Annotated in this window: 14 protein-coding genes; all 14 read right to left on the bottom strand. The window is 64.9% G+C overall.

All coding sequences use genetic code 11. The annotated features are described in order from the left end of the window. Positions 1-8: 8 nt before the first annotated feature. The gene (locus AAG591_RS01345) at positions 9-968 is read right to left on the bottom strand and encodes a hypothetical protein (RefSeq protein WP_342529103.1); all 960 of its coding nucleotides are present in this window, start codon (positions 966-968) and stop codon (positions 9-11) included. Positions 969-1,148: 180 nt separating this feature from the next. Further along, positions 1,149-1,895, bottom strand: a complete 747-nt coding sequence (locus AAG591_RS01340; RefSeq protein WP_342529102.1) for a Bax inhibitor-1/YccA family protein — start codon at positions 1,893-1,895, stop codon at positions 1,149-1,151. Between the two features lie 142 nt (positions 1,896-2,037). Further along, positions 2,038-2,544 (bottom strand): type III secretion system chaperone family protein, encoded by a 507-nt coding sequence (locus AAG591_RS01335; protein ID WP_342529101.1) that lies wholly within the window; start codon positions 2,542-2,544, stop codon positions 2,038-2,040. A 167-nt stretch (positions 2,545-2,711) separates the two neighbouring features. Then, the gene (locus AAG591_RS01330; RefSeq protein WP_342529100.1) at positions 2,712-4,376 is read right to left on the bottom strand and encodes a tetratricopeptide repeat protein; all 1,665 of its coding nucleotides are present in this window, start codon (positions 4,374-4,376) and stop codon (positions 2,712-2,714) included. A 72-nt stretch (positions 4,377-4,448) separates the two neighbouring features. Continuing rightward, positions 4,449-6,161 carry a cell division protein FtsZ gene (gene ftsZ / locus AAG591_RS01325; protein WP_342529099.1) on the bottom strand — a complete coding sequence of 571 codons (1,713 nt, stop codon included), beginning with the start codon at positions 6,159-6,161 and terminating at the stop codon, positions 4,449-4,451. Positions 6,162-6,301: 140 nt separating this feature from the next. Beyond that, entirely contained in the window at positions 6,302-7,552 is a 1,251-nt protein-coding gene (gene ftsA, locus AAG591_RS01320) for a cell division protein FtsA (RefSeq protein WP_342529098.1), read from the bottom strand. Continuing rightward, positions 7,552-8,463, bottom strand: coding sequence for a cell division protein FtsQ/DivIB (locus tag AAG591_RS01315; RefSeq protein ID WP_342529097.1), 912 nt, complete (start codon positions 8,461-8,463; stop codon positions 7,552-7,554). The genes ftsA and AAG591_RS01315 overlap by 1 nt, the downstream gene beginning before the upstream one ends. After that, positions 8,441-9,406, bottom strand: coding sequence for a D-alanine--D-alanine ligase (locus tag AAG591_RS01310; RefSeq protein ID WP_342529096.1), 966 nt, complete (start codon positions 9,404-9,406; stop codon positions 8,441-8,443). The genes AAG591_RS01315 and AAG591_RS01310 overlap by 23 nt, the downstream gene beginning before the upstream one ends. After that, positions 9,403-10,299 carry a UDP-N-acetylmuramate dehydrogenase gene (gene murB, locus AAG591_RS01305; protein WP_342529095.1) on the bottom strand — a complete coding sequence of 299 codons (897 nt, stop codon included), beginning with the start codon at positions 10,297-10,299 and terminating at the stop codon, positions 9,403-9,405. Before murB ends, AAG591_RS01310 begins: the two co-directional genes overlap by 4 nt. Next, positions 10,296-11,741, bottom strand: coding sequence for a UDP-N-acetylmuramate--L-alanine ligase (gene murC / locus AAG591_RS01300; RefSeq protein WP_342529094.1), 1,446 nt, complete (start codon positions 11,739-11,741; stop codon positions 10,296-10,298). Before murC ends, murB begins: the two co-directional genes overlap by 4 nt. Beyond that, positions 11,738-13,081, bottom strand: coding sequence for an undecaprenyldiphospho-muramoylpentapeptide beta-N-acetylglucosaminyltransferase (gene murG, locus AAG591_RS01295; protein WP_342529093.1), 1,344 nt, complete (start codon positions 13,079-13,081; stop codon positions 11,738-11,740). The genes murC and murG overlap by 4 nt, the downstream gene beginning before the upstream one ends. Beyond that, positions 13,078-14,298 carry an FtsW/RodA/SpoVE family cell cycle protein gene (locus AAG591_RS01290; RefSeq protein WP_342529092.1) on the bottom strand — a complete coding sequence of 407 codons (1,221 nt, stop codon included), beginning with the start codon at positions 14,296-14,298 and terminating at the stop codon, positions 13,078-13,080. The genes murG and AAG591_RS01290 overlap by 4 nt, the downstream gene beginning before the upstream one ends. Further along, positions 14,295-15,599 (bottom strand): UDP-N-acetylmuramoyl-L-alanine--D-glutamate ligase, encoded by a 1,305-nt coding sequence (murD, locus tag AAG591_RS01285; protein WP_342529091.1) that lies wholly within the window; start codon positions 15,597-15,599, stop codon positions 14,295-14,297. Before murD ends, AAG591_RS01290 begins: the two co-directional genes overlap by 4 nt. After that, positions 15,596-16,666, bottom strand: a complete 1,071-nt coding sequence (gene mraY / locus AAG591_RS01280; protein WP_342529090.1) for a phospho-N-acetylmuramoyl-pentapeptide-transferase — start codon at positions 16,664-16,666, stop codon at positions 15,596-15,598. The genes murD and mraY overlap by 4 nt, the downstream gene beginning before the upstream one ends. Positions 16,667-16,675: the final 9 nt, after the last annotated feature.

Genomic DNA, 16,675 nt, shown 5'->3' with positions numbered 1-16,675 from the left:
GCCTGCCCTCAGCGCGAAGGATCGGGCGCAGCGGGGCCCTGCACCTCGTCGGGCGTGTCGGTTGCAGCGGTTTCGGGAATGACGATCTCGATTTCGCCACCCTCGGCCGCGTCCTGCGACTGAACGCCGGCACCAGGGGTCAGAAGCACGCTTTGCGCGCCGAGTTCGACCGTTCCCGAAGTCCCGTCGGTCATTCCGGCTGCGGGCGCATCGAGCAGGATCGCACCACCGCTGGCCTGCGGCAGGTCGTTGTCCGCCACCTGCGTCGCCGGGCCATAGCTGGGATAGAGGCCAGCCGGTTGGCCATAGAGCCGGTCCCACGTCGCGAGGTTGGTCTGGTAGCGCTCGAACGAGCGGAAGAAGTCTTCGAACACGCCTTCGAACCGGGCCATCGCGCGCGCGCTGAAGCTGTCGAGGTCGGCGGGTGCGACCGCGACCGATTCATTGCTCAGCGCCAGTGCGGCATCGCAGAAGGCCGTCTTTGCCGGCGGCAGGGTGAAGTAGTTGTAGACCTTGGTCATGTACGAATCGAGTTCCGTACGACCCGTCTTGCGATCGCCATATTGCGCGCGGAATTCGGCTTCGATCTTGTCGTTCGCCTTGTCCAGCTGCTTGTCGAAATTGGTCAGGAACAGCTTGTAATTGTCGAGAATGGCCGCGTGCCGGGGCTCCATGCAGTTCAGCGCCGCCACATTGAACGCGCTGCGGATGTTCCAGGTCGTCTGCGCCGGGGTGATGTAGGCGTTCACCGTCTGGCGAACGCCATCGGCCGCGATCATCGGCACGATCATCGACGCGCTCGCGCCCATGGGCGGGGTCGGACGTATCGGCATCGCAGGCGGCGGAGGGGGCGGCGGAGGCGGAGGTGGCGGCGGGGGCGGCACCGGGGCCGTGGCGCAGGCGGCGAGCAGGCTCAGCGCACCGGCGAGGATGGTAATGCGCAGCGGCGACTTGAAGTCGGCGGACATAATCGAAAGGCTCCCATCGCGGGTCGGCTCGCGCGCTCCAGAGGGGAAACGCAGCGGCGACCAATCGCTTGAGACCCGTCTAACGCATTAGACCTTAACTGAAAATGCCCGGAACGGTAATTTCCGTCCCGGGCATCTCATTTTGCAGGCCTGTTGCGTGCCAGCTACGTGGCGAGCCGCTTAGTTGCGGGTTGCTCCGACCAGGCGCAGCAGGAACAGGAACATGTTGATGAAGTCGAGGTAGAGGCTGAGCGCCCCGAGGATGATCGACTTGCGTTCCCAGTTGGTGCCACGCAGGTGCTGATAGTCGTTCTTGAGCCGCTGCGTATCGTAAGCCGTCAGGCCCGCGAAGATGAGCACGCCGAGGATGCTGATCGCAAGGTCCAGGCCCTGAATGGGGGCACCGGTGAAGAAGGCCCAGCCCACGTTAAGCAGCGAAGCCAGGATGAGGCCGATCACGCCCATGAAAAGGAAGCTGCCCCAACCGGAGATATCCTTCTTGGTCGTGTAGCCCCACAGGCTGAGGCCCGCGAATGCACCAGCAGTGGCGAAGAAGGCGATTGCGATCGACGGGCCGGTGTAGACGACGAAAATGTAGGAAATCGCCATCCCCATCAGAACCGCATAGCCCCAGAACATCGCCTGAAGCGTCCCGGCGCTAAACTTCTGTGCGCCGAAACTCATCGCAAAAACGATACCAAGAGAACCCAGCGCACCGATCATCAGCACCGCGCCGTTCACCATGCCATTCATGGCAAGGAGCAGCGCCACGATGCCGGTCAGCATCACCGCGGAACCCATGTAGTTGTAAATCGAGAGCATGTACTTGCGCAGACCCGCGTCGAAGGTCGTACGCGAGGCGACATCGCCCCCGGCGCGCGGCACAGAGCCGAAACTCTGCCGTGTGCGGTCGTCCCAATCAGCCATTTTCTAGCTACTCCGTTTGCCGGCAACCAACATGTGCCGGTTCAGGGATGAATATCGCGACAAATCGGCAGAAATTCAAGGGCCGTCGGTCGATTTTAGATTAACGCGCGTTCAGGTTCGGGCACGCATTTCCGCGGTTTTCTCACGCCTCGCCCGCAGCGTCGATCATCGCCGCCTCCAGCGCGTCCGCCGGGCTCTTGTTGCCCCACAGCACGAATTGGAAGGCCGGGTAGAACCGGTCGCATTCGTCCACCGCATTCTCTATCAGCGCCTGCGCCTGCGCGACGCTGAGCATACCGTCATCGGCCAGCAGCGCGCCGTGGCGATAGACCAGCACCCGTCCCTGGCTCCAGATATCGAAATGGCCGAGCCACACCTGCTCGTTCACCAGGCTCAGCAGCTCGTAGGCGGGCATCAGGCTTTCCTTGCTGACGCGGATGTCGGGCAGGCAGATCAGCTGCAGCACTCCGTCCTGCGGGCGCATCACCGCGCGTAGCTGGTATTTCACCCAGGCGCCCTGAACCTCGCCGCCCAGCTCGTCCTCCGCGTGCGTGTCGAGCGCCCAGCCGCGCGCATCGAACAGCGCGGCGAGCACGTCCATCGGCGCGCCGTAATCGCTGCCGATATTGTCGTTCAAAGCGGTTTCCATCTGCGATCCCTATACCCGTCCGTCTTTCCCGGGCCTTGTGGGGGAACGGTGGGGCGCGACGCAAACCCGCCGGAGCAGCGAGCGGTGCAAAAGCATTAACCCTGTTCACGCCTTGTGGGAAAAGCCTTTTTCCCACAACTTAGTAGGCGCTCCGGGCATCCCGGCAATCAGCGCAAGTCTTCGACTTCCTGGCCTTCGGGGCTGGTCCACACGAAGGATTCGATACCGTCCGCGGCGAGTGCGTTCAAGGCAGTGCGCGCAGCACTGACGCTGTCGAATGGCCCGGCAAGCAGCCGGTTGGTCTGGCCGAGCGGGGTGACGAAGGGCCCCTTCCCTTTCAGCACGTCGAACTTGCGATATTTCAGCCGCCAGTCGCCGCGCAGCAGATTCCGGTTCTGGCCGATGCCCAGCTGCAGCCATATGCGTTTGGGTGCAGGCGGCGGAGGCGGTGCTGCCTCTTCCTTCACTTCACGCTTGGGCTTGATCGTGCTGATATCGACGACGTTGCCGCCCACCGGCGCAACCTGGGTCGGAGTGCTGAAATCGGCAAACGCAGTGGCGAGATCGAGCGCGCCTGACGCAGGCACATTCTCGGCAACCTTCGTCGACGCAGGAGTTTGCGCCACCGCAGGCCCGGCACCAGCATCTGCCGCGGCGAGCGAAGCCCCTTGCGTGGTCCGGCTTTCTGGCTGGCCGAGGTTTGCCGACGCGATCAGCACCGGCTCGCGGGAGGCTGGCGGGCCCATCGTCCCACCATTACCTGAATCGACGGCGGCAACGCGCGGTTCGCTCTTGCCAGCAACAACGGCATCTGTGGGCGAAACTGCGGCAGGCGGCGGTGTAGCCTTGGCGACCTCGGGCATGTTTGCGGGTGTCTCCTGCACCGTCGCGGTCGTCTGGCCGCTCGTCGCCCGCGCATTCTCGACCGGCTGCTGCACGATCGGGGCGGCGGCAAGCTGTGCCCCTGCAGGCGCAAGCGGAGCATCGGCCGCGCCGGGTGTAACCACGGTGCCTGCCGCGCTGGCGATACGCGGATCGTCGCGCCCGATGCGCGAAGCGGACGGGTAAATACCGAGGTTCGCCGCAGCTGCCTGCTGCGATTTGGTAAGGCGCGGCATGAAGCGCAGGTACGGCTCCAGCTTGCCAGCCATATCTTGCGGCATCACGGTGCGGGCGAGCGCGATCGCATCATCCGCATCGCCCAGCACCGCCAGCCCGAAAGCGCGCGTGCGGATCGCAGCCACGTCCTGTTTGGCGATCAGCGGCCTCAGCGTCTCCTCGAACGGCTGGCGGCTGCCCTCTATCGCGTAGCTGAGCGCCAGACGCTGGCGAACGCTGTTTTCGTCCTTGAGAGAAAGCGCCCTGCGATAGGCATCCTGCGCGGTGGCATTCTGCCCCACCAGATCGTAGGCGAGGCCACGATCCGCCCAGAGCGAGCTATTGCTGATCCCGGACTTGTCGGCTTGTTCGAAAAACCGGATCGCGTCGACCGGGCGCCCACTGCGGACATAGGCTGCGCCCATCCCTTCCGCGATCCGTGGATTTTGCGGCGACAATTCCTGCGCGCGACCGAGAAAGCCGATCGCGGCATCGATGTCATCGAGGTCGAGCGAAGCGAGCCCGGCGGCAATCAGCGCGTCGACATCATGCCGGTCGGCCGCAAGCCGCATCAACGCATCGTTGAGATCGTCGGCAGCAGCCGGCGGGAGCGGCTGAACGACCGCACGAGAGACCGTATCGCCGGTCTGTGCGTGGGCGGGAAACGCAATGCCCGGAAATACGAAGGCGAACGCCGGAAGAGCGGCGCGCAAAGACTTGAAGCGACCCGTCATGATGCGGGTTCTAGTCTTGCGCCGCCGCCCTGAACAGCCCCTTGCACAGCAAGGCAGTGCAGTCCGTCCCGCTTACTGGTTGTTCTGTCGCCCAAGGAAACGCGGGATATTCAACGACGAACCGTCGTCATCATCCTCGTCTTCATCGTCGTCGGGTGCCCCGGAGCGGGACAGCTTCGCCATCCGTTCGAACAGCGTACCGCCCCCACCGCCTTGCGGAAGCGGCGGAGCCGGCTTCTTTTCGCCCGCATCGTCGCCGGAAACGAGACCGCGACGCCGGCCACGCGGGGCCGACCCCTCGTCATCGCCCATCGGCTCGGGCGATCTTGCCGCAGCGTCTGCATTCGCTTCCTCGCCAAGCAGGAGTTCGTCCGAGGAATCGTCCGGCTGCCCTTCCGCGACTTCACCGAGGTCGAGCGTGTCGTCATCGTCCCACTCGCTCGACGGTGCATTCTGGTCGCCTTGCGGGCGCGCGAAAGGCGCGTCGGGCGAAGGCGCGGCCGCACGCGGGCCACCCAGGTCGTCATCGCCGTCAGCATCGTTACGAAGCCCGGCGAGCGGATCGACGATATCGTCGACATCCTCGCCATCGTCCTCGTCGTCGTAGTATGTCGGCGGAGCCGGGGCGCGATCGGCAGCACCCGCATCGAAGGCACCTGCCCCGCCCTGCGGTTGCGCGGGTTCGGGTGCAGCAGCCTGCTGGTCGGACACCTCCTGACTGTCGTCCGAGAAATCAAGAACGGGGCGCTTGGGCGCCCGCGTCTCGACGGGGCGCGGTTCGGGAGCGGCAGCGCGCGGCATCGGCTGCCTGCCTTCGCCACCATCTTCGATGCCGGTCGCGACCACCGACACGCGGATCTTGCCTTCGAGGTTCGGGTTGAACGCCGACCCCCAGATGATGTTCGCGTTCTCGTCGACGAGTTCGCGAATATGGTTCGCGGCTTCGTCCACTTCGAGCAGCTTCATGTCCTCGCCGCCGATGATCGAGATGATCACGCCCTTGGCTCCGGCCATGGATACGCCTTCGAGCAGCGGGTTGGCGATCGCCTGTTCGGCAGCTTCGCGGGCGCGGCTTTCGCCCTCGGCCTCGCCGGTGCCCATCATCGCCTTGCCCATCTCTTCCATCACCGATTTCACGTCGGCGAAGTCGAGGTTGATGAGGCCCGGCATGGTCATCAGGTCGGTGATCGAGCGAACGCCCTGCTGCAGCACTTCGTCTGCCAGGCGGAAAGCTTCCTTGAAGGTCGTGTCGCGGTTGGCGATCAGGAACAGGTTCTGGTTCGGGATCACGATCAGCGTATCGACATGCCGCTGAAGCTCTTCGATCCCGGCCTCGGCGGCGCGCATCCGGCGCGTGCCTTCGAACAGGAACGGCTTGGTCACGACGCCCACGGTCAGCACGCCCTTGCGGCGCGCGGCTTCGGCGATCACCGGCGCTGCACCGGTACCCGTACCGCCGCCCATCCCCGCAGCGATGAAGCACATGTTCACCCCGTCGAGCGCATCCTCGATTGCTTCGACGGTTTCTTCTGCCGCAGCCTTGCCCAGTTCGGGCCGCGCACCGGCGCCCAGCCCACCGGTACTCTCCGGCCCGAGCTGTATGCGGTTTTCCGCAGGCGAGCTGCTGAGCGACTGCGCGTCGGTATTGGCGACGATGAAGTCGACACCCTCGATCTCGGCGTCGATCATGTTGGCGATGGCGTTGCCGCCCGCTCCACCCACGCCGATGACAGTGATCCGGGGGCGCAGATCGTCCGCGGGGTCGGGGCCGATGTTGATGCTCATTGCGTCTTCACTCCGTGAAACCGGCGAGTGATGGGCCGATTTCTCAATGCTTTCGTGTGGCAGATATCGCGGTCACATTTAATCGTTATCCCCGATCTTTTCCACATAACTCGCAGCTTAGTGCGCGTTCGGCATGTCTGTCAGAAATAGTCGCGCGCGGCACGCCACACGCGTTGTACGAGGCCAAGCCCGGTCAGGCGGGTCTGCGTCTGATACTTGGCCTTGACCGTGCGGATGTCGACCGGGTCCTTCGCAGCGTAGAGGCACAGGCCCACGAGCGTGGAAAAGCCCGGGGCAGCGTGCGCAGGCGGGAGCCCGCGCAGGGTCTGCGGCTTGCCGATCCGCACCGGGCGCCCAAGCGCGTTCTGAACGAACTCCGCACACCCGGCCAGTTCAGCACCGCCCCCGGTAAGCACGGCGGGGCCACCCTTGGCCCCTGCGAAATCCATCGCTTTCAGCGATTTGCCGATTTCGTGGGTCAGGCGGCCGAGTTGTTCGGTGATGACTGCGACCAGATCGGCCCGGTTGATCGACCCTGCGCGCGGATCGCCATCGGGATCGACCGGCACCTGCTCGCGGTGGTCAGACGGGCTGGCCAGTGCCGAGCCCGAAACGCACTTGAGGCGCTGCGCATGCTGCCGGCGAATGCCGAAGGTGCTTGCGATGGCATCGGTTATGTCGCCCGAGCCCAGCGGGATCGCCCGCATCGCCTGCACCATTCCGTTGCGCAACACCGCCACGTTGGTCACGTCGCCGCCGATCTCGATCAGCGCGGTGCCCAGCTCGCGTTCTTCCGGGGTCAGCGCGGCATGTGCCGACGCGATCGGCGCAGCGACCACGCCTTCCACGGTCAGATGCGCGCTCTGCACCGCGGTGATGATGTTGCGGATCGGCGCGCCGTCCGCGAGCAGGACGTGGATATCCACGCCCAGCTGCTCCGCATAGAGACCGACCGGGTTGGCAACCCCGTGCGGACCATCGACCGAGTAATGCGCAGGTTGCGCGTGCAGCACCATGCGCCCGTCGGGCTGCAGCGTATCGCGTGCGGTCACCAGCAGGTGATCGACGTCCTCTTCTTCGATCCGGCGGCCGTTGATCGGAATTTCAACGCGCGAGATGCTGCTGGCGAGGCCAGCGCCTGCGCAACCGACCCACACGCTCTGGATACCCGTTCCCGCGTCCTTCTCCGCACGCTCCACCGCCTCGCGGATCGCGTGGGTCGCCGCCTTGCTGTCGGTCACGTAGCCGCGCCTGAGCCCGGCGCTGGCCCGGTGCGAAGAGCCGAGGACGATCAGTTCGCCGCCTTCGGTCAACCCCATGATCATCGCCGAGACTCTGAAAGACCCCAGGTTTACCGCGCCGAAAACGCGCGCAATGCGTGCTGCCGCCATTACTCCGCACTCTCCTTCATGCTCGCGAAACGATCGGCCCTGCCGGGCTCGCGGAAGACGTAGCGATCGGGCACCCGCAGATCGATCACCGTCGCCTTGCCGCCAAGCAGGCGATAAAGCCCATCGAGCTTGGCAAAGTCGATGAAGGCCTCGGCCGCTTCGTCCTCGCCCTGTGGCAACGCGAGGATCTGGCCCGTCTTGAACACGATATTCCAGCGCCGTTCCCCAATCCGGTGCGCGCTGGCAATCTGCGGCTGCAATGCAGGCGCGGCGGCAAGGATATGGTCGAGCGAGTCGATCTGCTTCGCAGCGCCCGCGCCGGAAATGCGCAGCATCCCCTCTGCATCCTTCTCCGCAATCGGATCGAGTTCGACGCCGTTGCGGTCGATCAGCACCAGCCTGTCGGGCTTGACCAGCACCGCGTGCGGCGTGCGCTCCTGAATGTCGATCACCAGCTTGTCGGGCAGCTGCCGCGAGACGCGCGCCTCTGCAACCCACGGCATCCGTTTGAGCTCGGTACGGATCGCCGCCAGATCGAGCATCGGCATCGGCGTGCCGCGATGCTCCATGACTTCTTCATAAACCTTGAGGCGGTTCATCCGCTCGACGCCCGTCAGGTCGATATTGCGCATCTGGAACCCGGCAGAGCCTGCACTGGCCGCGATCTGCTGCTCCATCAGCGCAGGCACACCAGCGGCACGTGCGACAAACCACGCTGCGGCGAGCGCGCCTGCAAGGATCAGGACGAGGAAGGTGCCCTGCAACTGCTGCTGGCTGATCGGCAATGCCGAGAGCGCGGAATTGACCACGCCCTTGCCCTGCCGCGTCGCTGCCCGCGCCTTCGAGGCCCGCGAGCGCGAATTGGCGGCGCGGCGAACGCCGGTTGCCTTACGCTTGACCTTGCGCGCCATCGGTTCCTCCCCTGTCTTCGAGCGCGTCGGCGATAATCGTTTCGACCAGATCCTCGTAGCTCATCCCGCAATAGCGCGCCTGTTCGGGCACCAGGCTGAGCGGAGTCATGCCCGGCTGGGTGTTGGTCTCCAGCACGAACAGCCCGTCGAGCCCCTGCTGGTCGTCCCAGCGAAAATCGGTGCGGCTGGTGCCCTTGCAGCCCAGGATACGGTGCGCCTCCAGCGCGTAGCGCATGCAGGCTGCCGCCACATCCTCGGGAATTTCGGCCGGGCACACATGAAGCGTGCGCCCGTCGGTGTACTTGTTCTCGAAATCGTAGAAGCCGCTTTCGACGATCAGCTCGGTCACGCCCAGCGCCTTGCCACCGACCACCGCCGTGGTCAGCTCGCGCCCGCGAATATAGGGTTCTGCGAGCAATTCGGGGAATTCCTGCCACGGACCCTTCGCATCGCGCGCGATCGGGTTGCCGTAATTGCTCTCGTCGGTGACGATCGCCACCCCGACCGAAGAGCCTTCGTTGACCGGCTTGAGCACATAGGGCCGCGGCAACGGGTCGCCTTCGTACAGATCGTCGGTCTTGACGATCCGCCCCCCGGGCATGGGAATGCCGCGCGGCACGAGCGCCTGCTTGGTCAGCTGCTTGTCGATCGCGATGACCGAGGTCGCGAGCCCGCTGTGCGTGTAGGGCACGCCCATCAGGTCGAGCATGCCCTGCACCGTGCCGTCTTCGCCGGGCACACCATGGAGCGCGTTGAACACGATATCGGGCTTCGCCTCGGCAATCCGGGCGGCAACCTGCCGGTCCATATCGATCCGCGTGACGCGATGCCCGCGCGCCTCGAGCGCCTTGGCCACGCCCTCCCCGCTCATCAGCGAGACGGGCCGCTCGTTCGCCCAGCCGCCCATCAGCACGGCAACGTGGAGTTTCTTCGACAAGATCATTTGCGCCCCACCCGCTGGATTTCCCATTCGAGTTCGATCCCAGAATTATCGCGCACCTTCGCGCGGACATCTTCGCCCAGCTGCTCGATATCCTCGCTGGTCGCGGTGCCGGTGTTGATGAGGAAATTGGTGTGCTTCTCGCTGACCTGAGCGCCGCCGCGCATCATTCCGCGACATCCTGCCGCGTCGACCAGCTGCCATGCCTTTTCGCCTTCAGGGTTCTTGAAGGTCGACCCGCCGGTCTTGGTGCGCACGGGCTGGCTGTCTTCGCGCGCCTGCGCGATCCGCTCCATCTCCGCGCCGATCTGGGCCGGGTCGCCTGCTTCGCCCTTCAGCCGAGCACCAACGACCACCGCGCCCTCGGGCAATTCGGAGTGGCGGTAGGTGTAACCAAGCTCTGCGACCGGCAGCGTCTTGAGCGATCCATCGCGCAGCACGACATCGCAATCGACCAGCACATCGGCGGTTTCGCGCCCATAGGCTCCGCCGTTCATGCGGACGAAACCGCCGAGCGTGCCGGGGATACCGCGCAGGAATTCGAGACCCGCAATCGCGTTGTCGCGCGCGGTCGAGGCGATCAGCACGCCGTGCGCGCCTGCACCGCAGCGCAGCGTATGGTCCTGTTCCACCGCGATTTTCGCGAAGGGCTTACCCAGCCTGACGACCACGCCGGGCACGCCCCCGTCACGCACGATCAGGTTCGATCCGAGGCCAAGCGCCATTACGGGCACAGACGTATCTAGCTGACGCACAAACGCACACAGATCGTCCACATCGGCCGGTTCGAACAGCCAATCGGCCGTTCCGCCCGCCTTGAACCACACGAGCGGCGCGAGCGGCGCGTTCTGCGTCAGCTTGCCGCGCACTTTGGGGAGGGACAGAGCCTCGCTCATGCCGACACCTTGCTGCGTTCGGCCTGCAACTCGTCGGGCAGTTTCGCCGCCCACTTGGTAATGTCGCCCGCGCCGAGGCACAGCACGAGATCGCCCGCCTCCAGCTCGGGCGCGAGGATGCGCACCAGATGCTCGCGGTCCTCGATCGTCTGCGCGTGGCGGTGGCCGAGCGACTTGATCCCGTCGACCAGAGTGCCGCCGTCGACACCCTCGATCGGGTCTTCGCCCGCGGCATAGACCGGCGCGACATAGACCTGGTCGGCTTCGTTGAAGCACGCCTGAAATTCGCCCATCAGCTCGCCGAGGCGTGTGTAACGGTGCGGTTGCATCACCGCGATCACGCGCGCCGGGGTTTCGCGCGCATCGGCGCTTTCGCGTGCGGCAGAGAGCACCGCGCGGATTTCCACCGGGTGATGCGCGTAATCGTCGATCACGGTCGCGTTGCCGCCGTCGAGCGCCACGGTGCCGACCTTAGTGAAACGCCGCCGCACACCGCCGAAGCGGGCGAAACCTTCGCGGATCACGTCGTCCGAGCAGTTCATCTCGAGCGACACGGCAATCGCCGCAAGCGCGTTCTGCACATTATGCCGCCCGGGCATCGGCAGGAACACGTTCTCGATCCGGCGATCTTCCTGCCCGCGCTGACGCACCATCACGTCGAAGCGGTTGCCGCCCGCTTCCGGCTTCACGTTGACCGCGCAGATGTCGGCCTGAAGCGAGAAGCCGTAAGTGATGACGCGGCGATCGCGCACCTGCCCGATAACCGCCTGCACCTCGGGGTGATCGACGCACAGGATCGCAGCGCCGTAGAAGGGCACATTGTGAATGAACTCCACGAATGCGCGCTTCACCCCGTCGAAATCCCCATAGTGGTCGAGATGTTCGGGGTCGATATTGGTGACGACCGCGATGGTCCCGTCGAGGCGCAGGAAGCTGCCGTCGCTCTCGTCCGCCTCCACCACCATCCAGTCGCTATCGCCCAGCCGCGCGTTCGAGCCGAACTGTTCGATCACACCGCCGTTGATCACGGTCGGGTCGATCTCCCCACAATCGAGCAGTCCGGCGATCATGCTGGTGGTGGTCGTCTTGCCGTGCGTGCCCGCAATCGCGATGGTCGACTTGAGGCGCATGAGCTCGGCAAGCATTTCCGCGCGGCGCACCACGGGGATGCGATTTTCCAGCGCGGCTTCGACCTCTGGATTGGTGCGCTTCACCGCAGTGGAGGTGACCACCACTGCCACGCCTTCGACGTTCTCACGCGCGTGGCCGATGGAGACATCGATCCCGCGCTGGCGCAGCCGCTCTACCGCAGGGCTTTCCGCCATGTCGGAGCCTTGCACCTGATAGCCGAGGTTATGCATCACCTCGGCAATGCCGGACATGCCGATCCCGCCGATGCCGACGAAGTGGATAATGCCGATATCGGTAGCGACGCCCTTCAAGGATCGGTCCTCCCCGTTTTGTGCGTAGCACCAAATGGGGAGGTGGCAGTCGCGGAGCGACTGACGGAGGGGCCGAGCGGTTCCGTTCCCCTCCACCCCGACACCTGCGGTGTCGCGGTCCCCCTCCCCCCTTGGCCTTCGGCAAAGCGGGGAGGATTGAAGGCCGCGCCCTGCCCCACGGCCGCGCCCTGGGACGCGCCGCGCGCGTTGTTCTTGCCCACCCGGATCACGTCCATCAGTTCGGCCCCGCCGAAGCTTTCGACAAGGTCGGCCAGTTCCTTCACCGCATCGGGGCGGCCGCAATTCCATGCCTTGTGCGCTGCCGTGCTCAGCGTACCCGCCCGCTGGCTGAGCACCTGAATCTGGCGCGCCAGTTCCTTGGGCGTGAACGAGCTTTGGCGGATCATCCGCGCCCCGCCCGCTTCCACGATCTCGCGGGTATTGGCCGCCTGATGATCGTCGGTCGCGATGGGCAGCGGCACCAGGATTGCGGGGCGACCCACGGCAGTCAACTCGGCAATGGTCGAAGCGCCGGCACGCCCGATGAATAGGTGCGCGTCGGCAAGCCGCTCTGCCATATTCTCGAAATAGGTGGCCAGTTCGGCCGGGATGTCGTGGTTGCGATAACGTTCGCGCACCGCTCCGACATCCTCTGGGCGGCACTGCTGAACCACCTGCAACCGCTGGCGCAGTGCGGGCGGAAGCATCGCAAGGCCATCGGGCACCACCTGCGCGAGGATGCTGGCACCCTGACTGCCGCCGGTCACCAGCACCTTCAGCAGGCTGTCTTCGGTAAAGGTCGGGAACGGTTCTTCGCGCAGAGCCAGCACTTCGGGGCGCACCGGATTGCCGACCAGATGGACCTTGGAAGACCAACCCGACTTGAGTCGCTGGACCTTTGGATAGGAGGTCGCGATCGCATGGACGCGAGGGGCGAGCAGACGGTTGACCCGGCCCAGCACCGCGTTCTGTTCGTGAATGACACTCGGGATCTTGGCACTGCGCGCGGCGAGCAATGCGGGCAGCGTGGGATAGCCGCCGAAGCCGACCACTGCGCTCGGTTCGAAACTCTCGAACAGCTGCCTGGCCATCTGGCGGCCTTCCATCACCTTGGCAGCGCCTTTGATCCAGCGGATCGGATTCTTGCCGAACCGGCCAACGGGCATGATGTGCGCGGGCATGAAATCGGGCTTGCCGGGAATATTCGCCCCACGCTCGTCTGTGATCAGCGCAACGTGATGGCCACGCCGGTCCAGTTCCTGCGCCAGCGCGAAGGCGGGCAGCATGTGCCCGCCCGTACCGCCCGCGGCGAGCACGTAATGTCGATTGGCCCCGCTCATTTGTCCCTTTCCTTGTCGAAGAGCATGTTGCGAAGGCCCGCAGTCTCCCGCGTCAGGAACGGGTTGCGGCGCGTGAGCGCGAGCAGCAGGCCAAGGCTCATGCATACCGCGATCGTCGACGAGCCGCCATAGCTGACCAGCGGCAAGGTCATGCCTTTCGACGGAAACAGCGAGAGGTTGACGAGAATGTTGATGAACGCCTGCGCACCCAGCTGCGCGGTGAGCCCGGCGGCAGCGAGCAGCGCGAAATAGTTTTCCTCGCTGGCCAAGCGTACCAGCACGCGGAGCACGATGGCGAAGAACAGCAGCACGATGGCACCGCAGGCGAGCAAGCCGAATTCCTCGCCGACGACGGAAAAGATGTAGTCGGTCTGCGCTTCGGGCAGGCGGAACTTCTTCACCCCGACCCAGAATCCCACGCCATCCCAGCCCCCTGCCAGCAGCGTACGCTGGGCAAGGTCGACCTGGTCGAAATCGGTGCCGCCGAACAGCCAGGAATCGATCCGGTGGCGAGCATTGTCGTAAAACGCGTAGGCCAAGGTGAGGCCCATGAGGCCGACGGCGAACAGCCCGGCAATGTGGCGGAACGATACGCCGCCCAGCAGGACCAGCACGAACCAGACGCCGCTGAACAGGATCGCATCACCCAGGTTGGGCTGCGCCATCAGCAGGACTACGACCACACCCAGCGCACCCGTGACGAGAGCGAAGGACGGGATTTCGGGGTCCTTCAGCCGCCAGCTCATGATCCAGGCCAGCGTAATCGCGAAGCCGGGCTTGAGGAATTCGGACGGCTGGAAGGAGAAGCCGAGGTTCAGCCAGCGCCGTGCGCCGTTTACCTCGCTGCCGATGAAGGGCACCAGCAGCATCGCCGCTACCATTGCTGCGGAAAGCAGGATTGCAAAGCGGCGTGCGCTGTCGCGACTGAGCATCGACAGGCCGATCATCGCGGGCACACCCACCGCCAGCCAGCGCAAGTGAAGGAACAGGAAGCGCAGCGGATTGAGCGTTACTTCGTCGCTCGAGAGACGCGCCGCACCGGCAGGGCTTGCCGCAGAGATCGCCGCGCAGCCGACCGCGATCAGGATCACGATTAGCCCAAGGAGGACATGGTCCAGCTCGCGCCACCAGATTTTCAGCCTGGCGCGGATCGTCTCACGCCGGTTGGTGCGACCGGGCAGTTCCGAAGCGATGGCTGTTGCAGGCGCGATATTCATGCGGTCAGATCCCGGTCGAGCGAATTGACGAGGATGCGGAAAGTCTCACCGCGATCCTCGAAATCGCGGAACTGGTCGAAGCTGGCGCAAGCGGGGCTGAGCAGCACGGTCTCGCCTGCGCGCGCAACCTGAGATGCCAGCTCCACCGCCTTGTCGAGCGTGCCGCACCGGCTCACCGCGCAGTGCGGTGTCAGCGCCTCGGCAAAATCCTCGCCCGCCTCGCCGATGGTGTAGGCTGCGGTGACGTGGCCCATATGCTGCTCGCATTCGCCCAGGCCCGGTTCCTTGGCTTGCCCGCCGACGATCCAGTGGATCTTGTCGAACGCTGCCAGTGCAGGCGCGGCGGCGGCGGTGTTGGTCGCTTTGCTGTCGTTGACGTAGAGCACCCCGCCCCGCTCTCCGACGCGCTCCATCCGGTGCGGCAGGCCGGGGAAGGTGCGGAGGGCCTTTGCTACTGCCTCTTCTGGCAGGTCGAGCTGAAACGCCACTTCGATGGCGGCAAACGCGTTTTGCCCGTTATGAGGCCCCTGCAATGCAGGCCAATTCCGCTGTGATCCCAGCGGTCTAGCATCACGTTCCTGATCATTCCTATTCCAAGGTCCCCATACGTCAGTCGGGTCATCAGGATGGCCATGAATATTCTCTTGAACGGCTGCATGCTCTTCCGACTGCATCGCGAATAGGCGCGATTTGCTCGCCGCATAGGCGGCGAAGTCGCCATCATAGCGGTCCAGATGGTCGGGCGTGATGTTGAGCAGCACCGCGACGTCGCAATCGAGGCTGTAGGTTAGGTCGATCTGGTAGCTCGACAGCTCCAGCACGTAGACGCCACCTTCGGGCAGCGGCTGCTGCTCGAGGATCGGCAGACCGATATTGCCGCCCATCGTGGTCGGCACGCCCGCGGTCTTCAGGATATGGTGCGTCAGCGCGGTAGTGGTGCTCTTGCCGTTGGTCCCGGTGATCCCGACGACTTTGTGCGGTGGGAGACCGCCGCGCGCCTGCGCGAACAGCTCGATATCTCCGATCACAGGCACGCCATACTTGTCGGCATGCGGCTTGATGGGATGGCGGTTCAGCGGAACGCCCGGCGACACAACGACGCCATCGAAGCCGGTCAGGTCCGTTTCGACCGGATCGGCCAGCGTCACACGACCGGCAAAGGCCACGCGCGTTTCCTCGCGCTCGTCCCACGCGGTCACATCGGCACCCGCAGCCAACAAGGCGTTCACCGTCGCCCGGCCCGACCTCGCAAGGCCGAGGACCGCATATTTGCGGCCCTTCCAGGCGGGCGAGGTAATCACCGCAGCTTCAAGGTGCTGAGCCCGATCAGCGCGAGCACGATGGCGATGATCCAGAAACGGATCACGACCTTGGTTTCGCTCCAGCCGAGCTGTTCGAAATGGTGGTGGACGGGCGCCATGCGGAAGATGCGCTTGCCCGTGCGCTTGAACCAGAACACCTGGATGATGACAGAAAGCGCCTCGAACACGAACAGTCCGCCGACGATGGCGAGCACGATTTCGTGGTGGCTGGCAACGGCAATCGCGCCCAGCGCTCCACCCAGCGCCAGCGATCCGGTGTCGCCCATGAAGACATTGGCAGGCGGCGCGTTGAACCACAGGAAGGCAAGCCCTGCGCCCATGATGCACGCGCAGAAGATCGCCAATTCACCCGCGCCTTCGACATAGGGAATGCCGAGATATTCGGAAAAGTCGGCGCGCCCGGCGAGGTAGGCGATGATCGCAAAGGTGCCCGCCGCGATGACGACCGGCATGATCGCCAGCCCGTCGAGCCCGTCGGTCAGGTTCACCGCATTGCCCGCCCCAACGATCACGATCGCGGCGAAGACGTAATACAGCGGGCCGAGCGGGATGGCTCGGTCGGACACGAAGGGCACGTAAAGCCAGGTGTTGATCTGGCTGACGATGATGTAGGCGGCGATGCCTGCGACGATGAACTCCAGCGCAAGCCGCACCTTGCCCGAAACGCCCGCGTGGCTGTTCTTCGTGACCTTGTCGTAATCGTCCATGAACCCGATCGCGCCGAACCCGATGGTCACGGCGAGGCACGCCCAGACGAAGGGATTGGTAAGGTCCATCCATAAAAGCAGGCTGAGCACCATCGCGATCAGAATCATCAGCCCGCCCATGGTCGGCGTGCCCCGCTTGGCGAGGTGTGTCTGCGGCCCGTCTTCGCGGATCGGCTGGCCCTTCCCCTGGCGCACGCGGAGGACGTCGATCAGCTTCGGCCCAATCAGCAGGCCGATGAACAATGCGGTGAGGATGGCAGCGCCCGCACGAAAGGTCTGGTAGCGGAAGAGATTGAAAATCCCTTCGAATTCAAGCCACTTCGCGATTAGATAGAACATTCTCGGCCG

This window comes from Citromicrobium bathyomarinum, from assembly GCF_038594485.1.
Taxonomy (GTDB): domain Bacteria; phylum Pseudomonadota; class Alphaproteobacteria; order Sphingomonadales; family Sphingomonadaceae; genus Alteriqipengyuania; species Alteriqipengyuania bathyomarina_A.
This window is presented reverse-complemented; position numbering and strand designations above follow the sequence as displayed.